This is a genomic window from Nocardia donostiensis, assembly GCF_002081715.1.
In the GTDB taxonomy this organism is placed as follows: Bacteria; Actinomycetota; Actinomycetes; order Mycobacteriales; family Mycobacteriaceae; genus Nocardia; species Nocardia donostiensis.
The window spans coordinates 139,520-153,269 of sequence record NZ_MUKP01000008.1 but is presented as its reverse complement, the minus strand read 5'-3'; the positions used below and the strand labels follow the sequence as shown (position 1 = coordinate 153,269).

The window sequence follows — 13,750 nt, the reverse complement described above, 5'->3', positions numbered from 1 at the left end:
GGCCTCCACTCGCCCGGATTTTGCGGCTCGAGCACCGAGGTGATCGGATTGATGTTCCGGGGTCGCCGTAGTACTCGCCGAAAATCGGGCGGATAGGGCGTAGCCGCAGGCGAGGCCGTTTGCCGCCAAGCGCGAAGTTCGCGCTTGAGCTTACGCCCCGGCATACGGGGCAGATCAACGTGGGATCTATTGATGGCCGCGTGTATGGACTGTCGCGAGTTCCCACGGGCGCGGCCGATCCAGGCAGCGCGATACGCGGCAATTGATGTCGTGAATGGCGGAGGAACCGCAGGGCCCGGCCAATCAGACGAGCCACCGTCGGCGATGGCGCAATCCCTTCCTGCTCTCACTTGGCCAGTTGCAGCGTCAGTGTTGCCGCGGCCGGTGCGAGGTACAACAGTGGGAACACTGTGGTCTTGTAGGAGTGTGCCCGCACTGTGGTAGCCGCGGCCCCGAGGAAGTAGAGGATCAGTCCCACCGCGGCCGCGACTCCGATCGCGGGGATGAACAGACCCACGACCAATCCGAGGGCGCCAGCGGACTTGGCCAGAGCCAGCCAGTTCCACCACGACTGCGAGATACCGTACTGCTGGAGTGGTTCGACGACGAACTGCTGCTTGGTGAACAGCGAGTATCCCGAGAAACCGATCCACAGCGCGGCGATGACAGCGACGATGTGGTAGGCGGTGTTCATCGAAGTTCGATCCCTTCACTTGCAATGCTTACGTGGATGATGCTGTTGTCAGTGTCGTTGCCGTGGAGGCATCGAAAAAGGAGCGTTCCCGCACCACACTGTTAACGTGAAGCTTCACAATGTGGAGGACGGGTGGAGCTACGGGATATCGAGATCTTCCTGACGCTGGCGCAGGAGCTGCACTTCGGTCGCACTGCCGAACGGCTGCATATCACCTCCGCTCGGGTGAGTCAGGCGATCAAGCAGCAAGAGCGACGTATCGGCACCACCTTGTTCGAACGCACCACGCGCAAAGTCCGCCTCACCTCCGCTGGGCAGCAGCTCTACCGCGAGCTCGACGCTGGCTACCGGCAGATCGTGAACGGGATCGAGGCAGTGACGGCCACCGCCCGGAATTCCGGCGCAACCCTGACATTGGGCACCATGGGACCGCAGGGCTGGATGGTCGACAAGCTCGTCGAGCAGTTCCGAACCCGCTTCCCGGACATCCTCATCGACCACCGTGACATCAACCCGGTCGCTCCGTTCGCCCTGCTCCGCTCGGGCGAGATCGACGTGGCACATCTGTGGCTGCCCATCCACGAACCGGACCTCACCATCGGACCCGTCACCCACACCTCGCCGATTCTGCTGATGCTGGCAGCGACCCACCCGTACGCCGACCGTGTATCGGTTTGTTTGGAGGACTACGGCGATCTCGCCTTCGTCACCCCAACGTCGCCAGTTCCTGCGGCGATGGAGACAGCGTTTCAGCCCTTTCGTACCCCCTCTGGTCGCCCGATCTCGCGGGGTCCGGCGGTCTCCAGTTGGGACGACCAGGTCAAGGCGGTCGTCTCAGGCCGGGCCGCCCTCGCCGTCCCGGCCGAGGCAGCCCGCTTCTACCCTTGGCCCAACCTCGTCTACCTCCCGGTGCTCGATGCCCCACCGGTCCAATGGGCCTTCGCATGGCAGGCCTCGAAAGAGTCCTCACTGATTCGCGCGTTCGCTCAAACTGTCCGCGACCATGGGACGCTCTCCTGACTACGCCGTGGCCGCTCTCGGGAGCGGCAGAAGCAGATACTTCCGGCATCTCCTTGGATTCTGACGTTGTCGTCACAGGTTCAGCCCAGCTCGTCTGGTGAGGGGGGCGCCGTAGTATCCGCCGGATCGGGCGGATATGGCGTATACGGGGACCCTTGCATGGGGGATGAAATAGGAGGGGGATACCCGCGCTAACCACACAAATCGAACTGGGGAAGCGTTGACAATCGTTTTGCTGGGGAGGAGGTTCTGGCCGTACACCGCTGCGGTGACCGCGAGATCCGTACGCGGCAAGCTATCCTCGTGTGCGCGGGGGATGGTCCCATGATCAGATGGAAGCTCGATACCGATCGGAGTCGCCCCCGCGCATGAGGGTGTTCCGGTCCAGCAGAGGCAGCTGGGGTCATGATGGTTTCGTATTCGATCGGGGTCGACCTGCCGAGCCGGGTTTGGCGTCGGCGCCGGTGGTAGGTGCGTTCGATCCAGGTCACGATCGCGATCCGCAACTGCTCGCGGGTATCCCACCGCTGCCGGTCCAAGGTATTGCGTTGCAGCAGGCTGAAGGAGTTTTCCATCGCGGCGTTGTCCTCGGCCGCCCCGACTCGACCCATAACCCGACCATGCGATGCCGGTTCAGGGCATGGACAAAACGCCTGGGGCGAAATTGCGAACCGCGGTCGGTGTGTCGGCCACCTCACAGCGGCGGGCAACGGCATTGTTCAACGTATTCACCGCGAGCCGGGCTTCACCCGCAAGTCGGTCGAGTAGCCACGATCCGGCCGGGTAGTCACCCATCGTCCGGTCGGCTCCAGCTCGACGGCGAACAGCGCAGGTTTCTGCCGCCGGCGGGGCCGGTACAGATGGGACCGCGCCTGACCGAGGGTCTATGGGCGGAAGATAGACGACTGACGCCGAATTCGAGCTGTAACGTTCGATTTTCGGGATTCTCGCAGTCGATTGCGGCAGATTCCATAGACGCGTCACATCTGCCTGTCTGGTCAGTGCGGAGTTGGCCGCCAGAGTGGTGATGTTGGTGGCATTTTCGAATGCTGCTGGGGCCCATTCTAACGGGCCGGGTGTCGGGGGTGGCACCGCGGGCGCAGCTGCTGCACCGGAGGATGTAGGGATGCCGGTACCGCGCCGCTTGCTCAGTGTGTGAGGCTTCGCCCCCCCCGTGAGTCGGAGCCGACTCTACGGCGATGGCGCGATCGTGGCTCCGGGCGCTGTTAGCTGCGGGAATCGCGAGGTCGGTGCTGAACAGTAAGCGACTGCGTCCGGTCTTTGTTCAGGTGTTCAGAAGCGTGTTCGAGCTTTCCCCGCCTCAACTGCTCGCCGAAGACGCCTGCGGCGCGAGTGATCGCCGCAGGCGTCGTTCGCCTAGCTGGTGCCCATTACAGAGCTAGATGGTCGGCCAGTTCCTGGTAATCGACCATCCACAGGCCGGGCGAGCCCTTGGGGTATTGCGATCGGAAGCCCAGAACGCGCTGGTGACCAGTCCCCGGTAACGCGACCACCCGGTTTCAGAGCCCGGTGTCGTTTCGTCGGTGTTCAGTTGATGTTGCAGCCCACCGGGTGGTGGGTGTGGGTGCAGGCCGCAGCGTGGCGTGTGGCGGCGGGCAGGCAGATGTGGCCGTATTTGGTGATGCCGCGGCGGCCGTGCCCGGGGCGGGTGATCAGAACCAGTCCTGCGCTGACTCGCCACGACAGCAGATCGTCGGGCCGCCAGCCCAGGGCGTCGACGATCGCTTTGTCGACCACACGGCCGTTGGTGCCGACGGGGCCGGATGCTGTGTACGGCTGTCGAGGGTGGTGGTTGTTCGACATCGGCGAGGGGGAGTGCCGGGCTGCCGGGCGGGGTGAATCCGGAGTGGCGGTGAATGGGGGGCAGCGGTCGCAGTGGGTCACAGTTTTCACCCCCATTTGGGGTGAAACCGAAGGTCAGGAGAGCGAGAGAAAAATAGGTGTCCAGGCTGTGCCTGGACACCGTTTCTGGAGTATAAATGCCTCGTTGTGTGTCCGGAGGGGGGCTGGCCACCGGTACCACGCCATTTCTGCACACATTTCGTGTGCATGCCGTCACCAAACACGATCGGCGGCTTGTACCTGCGGGGGCGCCTATTGGGAGCGCAGTTTCTCGCGCCAGTCCGCGAAACGGCGGCGTAAAGCGCCGATGTGCTCGGATGCGACGTCGTATTCGGCAAAGGCATCATCGGTGATCTGATGGAGCACGCCGAGAGCGTCCGCGAAAATCGCGGTATCGAAACCGGGGTCGGCGTTGTCCGCCAACTCCAGCAGTCTCTCCCTCGTGTATCGGCCACTGGTAACCGCCGCGTCGATATCGAGGAAGTCCCTGGCCAGTGCTCGCCCGAACAATGCGCACATCTTGTTCGCCACCGCATCATCTGGATGCAGAACCGGTCCGATATCCAGGAGAACGGGTGGATGCGCCCGCCAATCCGCCGACATCTCCAATTTGTCCGGCTCGCTCCCATCGGGCGGGGACACCAGCAAACGAATCACCGCTCATCGCGGTGGACACCTGGTATCCGTGTTCTTCCAGCGCCGTGACGACCGCTTGCACCGCGGCGGGGAAGTCGGCGCGGCGATGTCAGTCGGTGAACAAGTCGACGTCGCCGCTCGGCCGATCACCCATTCCGTGAACGCGGAGGGCGTAGCCGCTGGCGAGGGCGAATCCTTGAGCACCCGAGACCGCGAGGGCGATTTTCGCCAGTCGGCGATGGCGTGGTTCCACGGGCGAAAGCCTATGCCGAGGCCAGGCGGCTGATCTGGGCGAGTTCGGGGAAACGGTCCTCCCAGGCGCGCCGGACCAGCGGAGGGAGCCACATGTAGGACCAGAGCCGCTTCAGGGTGGCGGTGTCGAGGAAGGTATGCAGGTCGGCCGGGCTCGCGGCCTCGTTGATCACCGTGCGGTAGAGGTCGACGATGCGGCCTGGGCGGTCGAGATCGTATTCGGCGTTACCCGACCAGTCGAGGTGGGCCGGGAGGGTCACGGTGCCGCTCGTCGGTCCGGTCAGCAGCGCCAGATCGTCCGGCACGGCGACCGGTCGCGCGTATTTCCGCTGCTCACGGGGCTGCTCAGATATCCTCTCCTCCAAGGCTCGGCTGCCTGCCAGTCTAACCGCCGTGAAAGCTAGGATCCGTCCGAACTTGTCTGTGGAGATCGGCTGGTGACATCATCATCGCTGTAGTCCGCTACCCGCGTTGAGAATGCGCTGGGATGATCATCCGCAAGGCTGTGAACCGTCCCGGGTTTGGGGCTGCTTCCTTTCGTGAGGAAGATGGTTCCCATCATGTCGAAGCGTTACCCGCCCGAGGTTCGTGAGAAGGCCGTTCGTCTGGTCTTGGAACGGCTGGATGAGTTCGGGTCCCCGTAGGCCGCTGCGAGGGCGATCGGCCCGTTGGTGGATGTGCATTACGAGACGTTGCGGGTGTGGGTGAAGAAGGCACTCACGCAGGGCGTCCCGCCCGATAGCAAGGCGGTGCGGGGTTGTCGGCGGGCGAGTGTGAGGAGTTGGCGCGGCTGCGCAAAGAGGTCCGGGATCTCGAGCAGGCCAATGAGATCCTGAAAGCTGCCTCGGCTTTTTTCGCGCGAACTCGACCCGCGACACCGCTGATCGTCGGGTTCATCGACGAATACCGCCAGGTCTTCGGCGTCGAGTCGATTTGCCGTGCGCTGGCCGCGCACGGAATCCAGATCGCGCCGCGGACCTATCGCAAAGCCCGCCGTCGACAGGCGTCGACGCGCGATATCACAGATGCGCACGTGGAGAACGCTTTACGTGATCCGACAGGCCGACCGGAAGAGATGTATGGTCGCAGGAAAATGATCCGCTACCTGCGGTGCCGCGGCCACGACGTCGCCTTCTGCACCGTGGATCGGATCATGCGCGAATTGGGCATGAACGCGGTGGTGCGAGGCCGAAAGCTGCGCACCACGATCCCGGTCGAGGACGGCGTGCGGGCCGGTGACAAGCTCAACCGTGACTTCACCGCCGCCGCACCGAACCGTGTGTGGGTCGCCGGTTTCACCTACGTGTCGCCCTGGGCCGGATGGGCATATGTCGCGTTCGTCTTCGACGCCTACTCCCGCGCGATTGTCGGCTGGACCGCGGCTGCCACGAAGACGACCTCGCTGGTGTCCAAGGCGCTCGACATGGCCGTGTGGCGGCGCGGTCATTACGGGCACCGGATCGAGCCCGGCCTGATCCACCACTCCGATGCCGGGTCGCAATACACGTCAGTGAAGTTCGTTGAGTCCTTGCCCTGCAAGGGCTCTCGTCGTCGATAGGTTCGGTTGGCGATGCCTACGACAACGCCCTGGCGGAATCGATCATCGGCTTGTTCAAGACCGAGGTCGTCAACCGGCCTGGCCTGTTCAAGACGCTCACCGAGGTCGAATTCGCGCTCATGGAGTGGTGCGATTGGTACAGCAACGCCCGGCTCCACTCGCGACTGAGCTACCTGAGTCCGGCCGAATACGAAGCCGCGTACTACTCTCAACAAACGCCACGTCGACCGGTGCTGGTCTGAACCGAAGCCGGTCCCTTACTCGTGACGGTTCAGTGACGAGGACTTCGCAGCCCTGGATCACTGGCTGCGAATAACCTGAGAAACCCGGAGATCCACAAGAATTGACAATTACTCAGAACATCAACCTCGGGATTCTGCGAGCGCTGTCGATCCCACTGCCGCCTCAAAGGCCCAAAGAGGTTTTCGCGGAACGCATCACTAGTACTGAAATGCTCGAGGACCAACACCGCGCTGCCTGTGCCGAGCTGGATTCCCTTTTTACTTCCCTCCGATCCCGCACCTTCCGAGGCGAGCTATGACCACCCCTCATCCCGTGTCAGCGATGCCGGTGTGGTCAGGCTTCCTTACTCCGGTGCTGGAAGTGTTGACCGATGGCCAGGTCTGGCGCAAACGGGACCTGCACTCGGCGGTGGAGGACCGTATCGGGTTGACGGTCGAGCAGCGGGCCGAGGTGCTGCCGTCGGGTCAGGGGCGTGCTGACAACCGGATCGGGTGGGCGCTGAGCGGTCTGTACCGCGCTAAGCTGGTGGACAAGCCGGCCCGCGCGACGTTCGTCATCACCGACGCGGGTCGTGCGCTGCTCAAAGCCCATCCGGATGGGATCACCGAGAAGACTCTGAAAGCACTACCGGAATACCGCGACTACACCCCGCTGCGTTCGGGCTCGTCGAACATCACGCCGGTAACCGGCGCCGTGGGTACAGACGAAGACGTCGACCCGCTCGAGCAGATCGAGCACGGCGTCGAACGCCTCCACGCCGAGGTCGCGGCAGACCTGCTCGCGCGGCTGCGCGGTCAGAACCCGGCGTTCCTGGAACAGTCGGTGCTCGACGTGCTCGTCGCCATGGGCTACGGAGGCACCGAGGGGCGAGCCGCCCGGATCGGTGGCTCTGGTGACGGCGGCGTCGACGGCGTCATCGACCAGGATCCGCTCGGCCTCGAACGCATCTACGTGCAGGCCAAACGCTATGCAGCGGAGAACACTGTCGGCCGGCCGGAGATCCAGGCGTTCGTCGGTGCACTGCACGGTGTCGGCGCGGCCCGCGGAGTTTTCATCACCACCAGCGCGTTCACGTCGGGCGCCCGCGAGTACGCACATAGCATCAGCACCCGCATCGTCCTCATCGACGGCAGGCGCCTCGCCGAACTCATGATCCGCTACGGCGTCGCCGTCCAGACGCGACAGACCTTCACCGTCGTCGAGGTCGACGAGGACTACTTCGAATGACTCCACAGCCCCCCTGAGCACATTCCACCCCTGCTCGGCGACGAGAACTTCGCCGAGCAGCGAACGGACCTCGGCTCCCACAGCATTTCCTGCCTATGCGTCCGTGGATAAGCCCATCCTCCTGTGTCCAGGTGATGTCGGCGAACTCGGCGCAGATGGCGGTGACGCGTCGAGAAGTTCGGTGCGCTCGGTGACACACCGTGCCGATGACGCGACCGCCCTACCACCCAGCGAAAGAGCCCGGACGGTAGGGCGGTGCTGTCAGTGACGCCGGTGCGGCAGATGCTGCGCGCGGTGCACACAAGTTTTGAGAGGACCGCGGGCTCATGGTGGGGAACTTCGACTTCCTGCAGGCCGAATGGCCGCAACTGCACGCCGAAGCCAAGAAGGCTGAGCGTGACGCGTTGTTCGATCCGCGCACCACGTGCTTCTACGCACGCCGCACCGTCGAGACACCGTCAAGTGGATCTACCGCACCCAGAACCTGCCCGAGCCGTACAAGTCGGACCTCGCGGCCCGGATCCACGAGGGCAGGTTCGTCGGCGTCGTCGGCAAGAACGCGCGCAGCGCCACCTTGCGGGGTTGGCTGTCAGATCCATGACAGCGCCGGGCCCGCGGCGAGGATGACCGCCATGCTCTCCACGATGGTCTGCCGGTCGCGGTCACGCGGTCCCAGTCCGACGAGGACGGCGACTTTGCGACGGTGTCTTCACCGACGAGCAGCGGTTTGAACGCTGTCATGTGCTACCGCAGGCGCGAGTAGGGGCGAGTCTCGGTGCGCGACCTGGGCGTCGGCCCACCAAGAGGCCCGGGAGGGTGCGTGGGGGCGCAGCCCTAGAGCGTGTTTCACAAGTAGGCGGTGCCGTCATGCGGTGAGGGGTTCGCATCCAGAACCGGAATGCGGGTGAGCTCGGCCGCGGGCCGCAACGCGTAGCGTAGCGGCGCGCACCAGTCGGATGACATGGGTTGAAACGGTGCCGTAGAGCGCATCCACGTCCCACTCCTGATGATCAGTAGCATTGCTGGTTCGTTGCCGATCCAGTTCCAGGAGGTCCGGTGGTAGACAGGCCACGACTGTGGGAACAACATTGTTGCCTGCCACTGGTGCCGACAGCAGACGTCGCCGGCCTGGGACGTTATCCGCTGGGCTCGTATCTGTCGGTGAACGTGGGCTATTCGCCCCAGTCCGCCCAGGAAGTGCTGGAACTGCTTGATGTGTTCCGACGGAAAGCTTTGGCGGATGGTCGATTCCGGCTGGTGAAGAGCGTCGCCGATGCCTGGCCGGAACCGGGGTCGGTGGAGGCGGACGAATTCATTGCGCTGGCGTTCGATCTGGAAGACTCCGCTCCGCTCGAGGGCAATCTCGACAATGTCGACATATTCCACGACCTGGGGCTGCGGTCGCTGCTGCCGACCTACAACCAGGCCAACGCCTCAGGTTGTGGATGTCTCGACACCGAGGACACCGGACTCACGGCTTACGGCCGCGATCTGATCCGTAAGCTGAACGAGTCCGGTGTGTTCGCCGACGGCTCGCACTGCTCGGTTCAGACCGGGCTGGACATCGCCGAAACTTCGAGCGTGCCGATGATCTACAGCCACTCCAATTTCCGTGCGGTGTGGGAACATCCGCGGAACATTACCGACGACCAGGCGCGGGCCTGCGCGGCAACCGGTGGTGTGATAGGTATCAATGGCGTTGGAATATTTCTGGGCCACAACGGGAAAGACGAACGCGCCGAACGGGTAGCTGCTATGGCCGATCACATCGTTTACGGCGTGGAGTTGGTCGGCCTGGACCATATCGGTGTCAGTTCCGACTATTCCTTCGACGCGGACGACTTCAACGACATGCTGGCCGCCAATCCGGAGCTGTTCTCCGAGGAGTACACCCGTCACGGCCAGTTGTGCTGGACCCCACCGGAGGACTTCCTCGGTCTGTCGGACGTACCCGGCTTGCATGACGTGTTGGCCCAGCGCGGCTTCGCCGAGGACGAACTGGCCGCGGTCTTCGGCGGCAACTTCGCGCGCGTGGCCCGGCAGGTGTGGCGGGATTAGAATCGACTCTGGATGTTTGCTGCCACGTCCGGCCTTCCGCCGGCCGAGAGGGGCGAATCGCTAGGTTGTCGTGGCCGGATAACCACAGGTTGATCGCGGCGACCCGGACGGTGGCCAGGTAACGGACGGCGAGTTTGTCATAGCGGGTGGCCACTGCCCGGTGCTGTTCGAGGCGCCCGCGCGTGCTCATCGTAGGCTTCGCCCCACTGCTTGCAGCCGGGGGCGTCACCGGCCATCCTGGCGCAGGAACGCTTGACCACCTCGTGCAGCGGGCGGTCGGCGGCGCGCAGCTCACCGGCCAGGTCCTGGCATCGTCTCGCGGCCTCATAGTAGGTATCCCAGTTCACGAACAACGCCGGGTCACCCACTGTTGAGCATCGCTCGGTTCAACTCGATCGCCCTGGTGAGCGGGTATGCGCCGCGCAGACGGCATCGCCGATATCGGCGAGCCCGTCGGTGAACTCACGCGCGCTGGCTGCCCGCAACCGATGCGCATCCCGGTAAGCGGCCGCGACCACCGCCTCCCACACCCCATCCAACGTCGCGACCTTGTCATCGATCAGGTCGAATTGCTCGGTGAGATACCCGGCCAAACCGAACAGGCGATAGACGAGTTGATCGAGACGCTCGAGGTCGACCATGAACTCCGGGTTGCTCATAGATGCAGATTCAGACTCGGGAACTGTTGGGAGGTGCTGTCGTCGGTCGCCTGATAGCTGTTCGCCTGTACCCCTAAGCGTTCAGTCATGACATCGAGGGCCTGCAGGATCTTCACCCCACCGTCGCGGAGTTCGGTCCAACCACCGAAAAACTCGTTCGAAGCATCCCCGCGCCACCCATCGGCCAGCAGGGCAGCGACATCGGAACTCGCCGAGTTCAGCCCGGACCGCAGTTGACGAGCGATATCAGCGACGAACTGACCTACCGCCCGAATCTCCTCTGGGACAATAACAATGCCACTCGGCGGTGTCTCCCCAGCAGGACCACGTTCATCAACCTATCAGGAGATCCGGCCACCGCCAGATGAGGATCAGGAGATCCGGCCACCGCCCAATGAGGTTCCCGCTTCCTTGGAGGGTTCTGAGCATGGTCCGATAGGACCGGGAAGGAGTCCCGCGTGGCAGCACCGAAGAAATCTCCGGACGAGTTGACGGCTCGAGCGGTCCGGCTGTGTCTGGAGTCGGACCTGAAACCGACGATCTGAAAGCTCGCCCAGCAATTGGGCGTGCACCACAAGGCCCTGCGGAACTGGATCCGCCAGGAAGATACCGGTCAGCGACCGGAACCAGCGGCGAACGATCTGGCCGAGGAGAACAAGCGGCTGCGCAAGCAGGTCGCCGAGCTGGAGCGGGTCAACGACAACCTTCATTCTGCGAGTGCGTATTTCGCCTCGGAGCTCGGCCAGACCCGGAGGTGATCTGCGGTTCGTCACGGACAGCTGGCACCCGGTCGAGCTTGTATTGCGGGTACTCGGATAGCTTCGTCGACCTATTACTGGTGGTGCAAACGCCTGGAACAGCCTTCAGCGCGGTAGGCGATCATTAGGACCCGGGTGCCGATCTCGAGGTTGGCGACGTGGCGGAGGCGGAACGGGATCCAGAAGTAGTCGCCGGTGGTGACGTAGGCCGGGGCTGTGGCGGCGGCGTGGGGTGGTGAGGACTCCGTAGTATCCGCAACGGATATCGGCCCGTGTTTCGGGCCGCCAGCCCAGGATGCGAAGGGTGTGTTTGTCGCTGATACGGTCGGCTGGTCCGAGAGTGCCGGTGCTGTATGCGATATCGCACAGGTCGGTGTCGGTACTCGACGGTGGGATAGCGAAAACTTTGCCCCGTATCTCTTCCAGTCTCTTCCAGGGATTGACTGGGTGGGATGACTGGTGCGATCAGCACAGCGCCCCCTGCTTACGACAGTCCTCCGGCGTGTCTGTCCGGTGCCAGCGGTGCCGAAGCGGGGTTCTTACCGATTGGTGGTTGCGGGCATGGCTGGGCGCCTGGGATCGGATACTTGAGCGGCGGCCTCACCACGTTCAGCCGCACAGTCGGGTGCGATGAACATCAGAAATGCGTGCAGGGTACCGCTGGTTCCGTCACTACGAGCGCAGTTCGGAAAAGATGGTCACTTCATGCCGACGCGGCCGGTGTCTGAAGGTGCCGGGCACACCTGCACTTGCGACGAACCGTTCGGAAACCTGAAGGTAGAGGCGAGGTGCGTCGACGAGGGCGTCGGGCCTGGGCCTGGCTGGCATGTAGGGTGGGGGAGCAGAATCCGTCGGCCGCCTAGCAAGCAGGCGGCCGGGACCGGAGCGGGCGGTAGATGTGGCCGGACCGGATGCCGCTGTTTTCAGGTAACGATGGGCTTGTTGGACGGCGGTGGCCCGGGTCGGGGTGCGCCGATGAGAACGTCCTTGTTCAGGTGTTCCTTGATCAGGTGCACGAGTCGGTCGCCGTCGATGAGTTCCATGCGGCCGTATTCGCGGGCTTTCTCCCAGCAGCCGGTGGTGAACCAGGAGGTGGTGATGAGAATGCCCCAGCCGGCTTTCTTCTCCTCCATGGCTCCGGCGAGTTCGCGGATGTGGTTCACCCCGACCACACCCTTGTATTTCTTGGCCTGGACGATGGCGAGACCACCGATCAGCGGGGTGCGTTTGGCGATGACGGCGTCGACGCCGTCGTCCTTGGACTGCTGGGTGGTCCATCCTTCAGCGCCCTGGGCCTGGAATATTTGCCGTACCAGGTGTTCGAACTCCGTGGGGCTCATGTCCATCAGGTCGGGCCGGGCGTCGAGCGTGGCGGCGGCGTCGTATTCGCCGACGAAGCGGTAGCGGTCCCAATCGAAGTCGAGTGTGGGCGCCGCGGGCTCGACCTGATAGGGGTGTTTGGAGATCAGGGTGTTGAAACTGCGCAGGCAGGCCTGGGCTTCGACGTTGACCAGGTTGGTATCCGGTGGGAATTGTTCGCGTTCGACAGTCGTGCTGACAATCCTCGGGTAGTGCAGAGCGCCAGTGGCAGGGTCGTTGCGGTAGATGTGGCCATCGAGGCTGACTGCCCGTAGCGCGGCGTCGACGGCGAACAGGTCGCGGATGGACAACAGAACGGTTTGGGCGATGACTTCGGCGTATAGCTCATTGAGCTGAGCGCGGGCGCGTTCGATGATGCGGTTTTCGTCGCTGGACTGAATGTATTTGAATTCGCGTTCGATCGGCACAACGTCGAGGGAGGGCAATTCGAGACGGACCCGCAGCATGTCGGTTCGGTGATCGAAGGCGAGCTCCGCGGAGCGGGGGAAGCCCTGCGGTAGAGGGGTTTCGCGTAGTGCTTGTTCGGCCAGCCAGATCACATCCTCCGGAATGCGGTCGGCGACCCCTTTCTGACGGGCGTCGAGCCGGGCGTTCTCCTCGTCGCATTGCTGCCGGAGCGTGGATACAGTGCGCTCGTGTTCGGCTGTGATCCGGGCGATCTCTGCGACGCGGCGCGCCTCGCGGTCGGCGTGTGCGCGTTGCGCGAGGTCGAACTGGTGCTGGGCGTCCCGCAACGCCGCCTGATATCGGTTGTTTCCGCCGGTGAGCCGCGACAGTCGACCGGGTGTGGCTGGGGCGCACTGTTCCCACACGGGCTGGGGCTCTGGACTGGCGTATTCGCCGAGATCGAGTGGTGGCTCGGCGAGCTGCACGCGGACGGTGGCGAGGTCGAACCGCTCCGGTTGCCGCAGCCCGGAGACGAGGAGGCCGGTGATCCGGCGGAGTTGTTCGGCGAGGTTGCGATTGTAGGCATCCACCTGGGCTTTCCTGCCTGTGATGTAGTCGGCGCGCTGCCGCTTCTCATACGCTTTCCGAGCCTGCTCGGCCTGCCGCTGTTCACGCTCGATGGCACGCTGGTGCCGTGCCTGCTGCTGTGCGGCCAACCGCTGCTGCCGCTGGATCTCCGGAAAATTCCCCGTCGTGAACCCATCGTCACACCTACCCCTGCACCGCGTGGACCTTGGTCTGTTCCACGGTATCGGTCTTGCGCCCAATCCGTCAGTGATACCGGCGGGTGGAAGCGGCAATGCGTCGGTGGCGGTTTCGATACATAGGAGTGTGAGCAAGGGCAGTGAAGTCCGGCGGACATGGTTACGGGAGAGAATTGGCCTTTGCGAAGGACTGAGTTACTGCAAGAAGAGTCTTTCCGTGTGATTGTGTACCGGCGGGGTTGAGCCGCCGG

14 protein-coding genes and 2 pseudogenes are annotated in these 13,750 nt (G+C 63.8%); 6 read left to right on the top strand and 10 right to left on the bottom strand.

Annotated features, from left to right (window positions below; all coding sequences use genetic code 11):
• Positions 1-346: 346 nt before the first annotated feature.
• Complete coding sequence (locus tag B0T44_RS08010) at positions 347-694, bottom strand: DoxX family protein (protein ID WP_077117694.1); 348 nt, start codon at positions 692-694, stop codon at positions 347-349.
• 132 nt (positions 695-826) lie between these two features.
• On the opposite strand from B0T44_RS08010, the gene B0T44_RS08005 reads away from it, so the two are divergent.
• Entirely contained in the window at positions 827-1,714 is an 888-nt protein-coding gene (locus tag B0T44_RS08005) for a LysR family transcriptional regulator (RefSeq protein ID WP_077117692.1), read from the top strand.
• 386 nt (positions 1,715-2,100) lie between these two features.
• Here B0T44_RS08005 and B0T44_RS27930 read toward each other — a convergent pair.
• The 5 genes and pseudogenes from B0T44_RS27930 to B0T44_RS07985 form a co-directional block, all read right to left on the bottom strand.
• Positions 2,101-2,484, bottom strand: a pseudogene (locus B0T44_RS27930) (IS3 family transposase); the annotation flags it as partial.
• A 778-nt stretch (positions 2,485-3,262) separates the two neighbouring features.
• Positions 3,263-3,472: a hypothetical protein gene (locus tag B0T44_RS07995; RefSeq protein ID WP_139347866.1), complete on the bottom strand. Its 210-nt coding sequence runs from the start codon at positions 3,470-3,472 to the stop codon at positions 3,263-3,265.
• Between the two features lie 357 nt (positions 3,473-3,829).
• Positions 3,830-4,234 carry a nucleotidyl transferase AbiEii/AbiGii toxin family protein gene (locus B0T44_RS27525; protein ID WP_217697511.1) on the bottom strand — a complete coding sequence of 135 codons (405 nt, stop codon included), beginning with the start codon at positions 4,232-4,234 and terminating at the stop codon, positions 3,830-3,832.
• Between the two features lie 88 nt (positions 4,235-4,322).
• On the bottom strand, positions 4,323-4,466 hold the full coding sequence (locus B0T44_RS27520; protein WP_217697510.1) for a hypothetical protein: 144 nt from the start codon (positions 4,464-4,466) through the stop codon (positions 4,323-4,325).
• Between the two features lie 10 nt (positions 4,467-4,476).
• On the bottom strand, positions 4,477-4,830 hold the full coding sequence (locus B0T44_RS07985) for a hypothetical protein (protein ID WP_217697509.1): 354 nt from the start codon (positions 4,828-4,830) through the stop codon (positions 4,477-4,479).
• A 195-nt stretch (positions 4,831-5,025) separates the two neighbouring features.
• Here B0T44_RS07985 and B0T44_RS07980 point away from each other — a divergent pair.
• The 4 genes and pseudogenes from B0T44_RS07980 to B0T44_RS07965 all read left to right on the top strand — a co-directional run bounded on the left by B0T44_RS07980 (position 5,026) and on the right by B0T44_RS07965 (position 9,551).
• Positions 5,026-6,265, top strand: a pseudogene (locus B0T44_RS07980) (IS3 family transposase).
• Positions 6,266-6,587: 322 nt separating this feature from the next.
• Positions 6,588-7,493: a restriction endonuclease gene (locus tag B0T44_RS07975; protein WP_081511796.1), complete on the top strand. Its 906-nt coding sequence runs from the start codon at positions 6,588-6,590 to the stop codon at positions 7,491-7,493.
• Between the two features lie 424 nt (positions 7,494-7,917).
• Complete coding sequence (locus B0T44_RS28500) at positions 7,918-8,094, top strand: hypothetical protein (RefSeq protein ID WP_342749235.1); 177 nt, start codon at positions 7,918-7,920, stop codon at positions 8,092-8,094.
• A gap of 503 nt (positions 8,095-8,597) precedes the next feature.
• Complete coding sequence (locus B0T44_RS07965; RefSeq protein ID WP_245839583.1) at positions 8,598-9,551, top strand: dipeptidase; 954 nt, start codon at positions 8,598-8,600, stop codon at positions 9,549-9,551.
• Between the two features lie 137 nt (positions 9,552-9,688).
• Here B0T44_RS07965 and B0T44_RS07960 read toward each other — a convergent pair whose 3' ends face one another.
• Genes B0T44_RS07960 through B0T44_RS28495 form a run of 3 tightly spaced genes read right to left on the bottom strand, consistent with a single transcriptional unit; the run spans position 9,689 to position 10,500 of the window.
• Positions 9,689-9,919 carry a hypothetical protein gene (locus tag B0T44_RS07960; RefSeq protein WP_077117681.1) on the bottom strand — a complete coding sequence of 77 codons (231 nt, stop codon included), beginning with the start codon at positions 9,917-9,919 and terminating at the stop codon, positions 9,689-9,691.
• Between the two features lie 18 nt (positions 9,920-9,937).
• Positions 9,938-10,210 (bottom strand): WXG100 family type VII secretion target, encoded by a 273-nt coding sequence (locus B0T44_RS07955; RefSeq protein ID WP_245839584.1) that lies wholly within the window; start codon positions 10,208-10,210, stop codon positions 9,938-9,940.
• On the bottom strand, positions 10,207-10,500 hold the full coding sequence (locus B0T44_RS28495) for a WXG100 family type VII secretion target (RefSeq protein WP_077117679.1): 294 nt from the start codon (positions 10,498-10,500) through the stop codon (positions 10,207-10,209). Before B0T44_RS28495 ends, B0T44_RS07955 begins: the two co-directional genes overlap by 4 nt.
• Before the next feature lie 270 nt (positions 10,501-10,770).
• Between B0T44_RS28495 and B0T44_RS07945 the strand changes: the two genes are divergently transcribed.
• Complete coding sequence (locus B0T44_RS07945) at positions 10,771-10,968, top strand: transposase (protein ID WP_077117677.1); 198 nt, start codon at positions 10,771-10,773, stop codon at positions 10,966-10,968.
• A gap of 923 nt (positions 10,969-11,891) precedes the next feature.
• On the opposite strand, the gene B0T44_RS07940 is transcribed toward B0T44_RS07945, so the two are convergent.
• Positions 11,892-13,451 carry a restriction endonuclease gene (locus B0T44_RS07940; RefSeq protein WP_081511775.1) on the bottom strand — a complete coding sequence of 520 codons (1,560 nt, stop codon included), beginning with the start codon at positions 13,449-13,451 and terminating at the stop codon, positions 11,892-11,894.
• Positions 13,452-13,750: the final 299 nt, after the last annotated feature.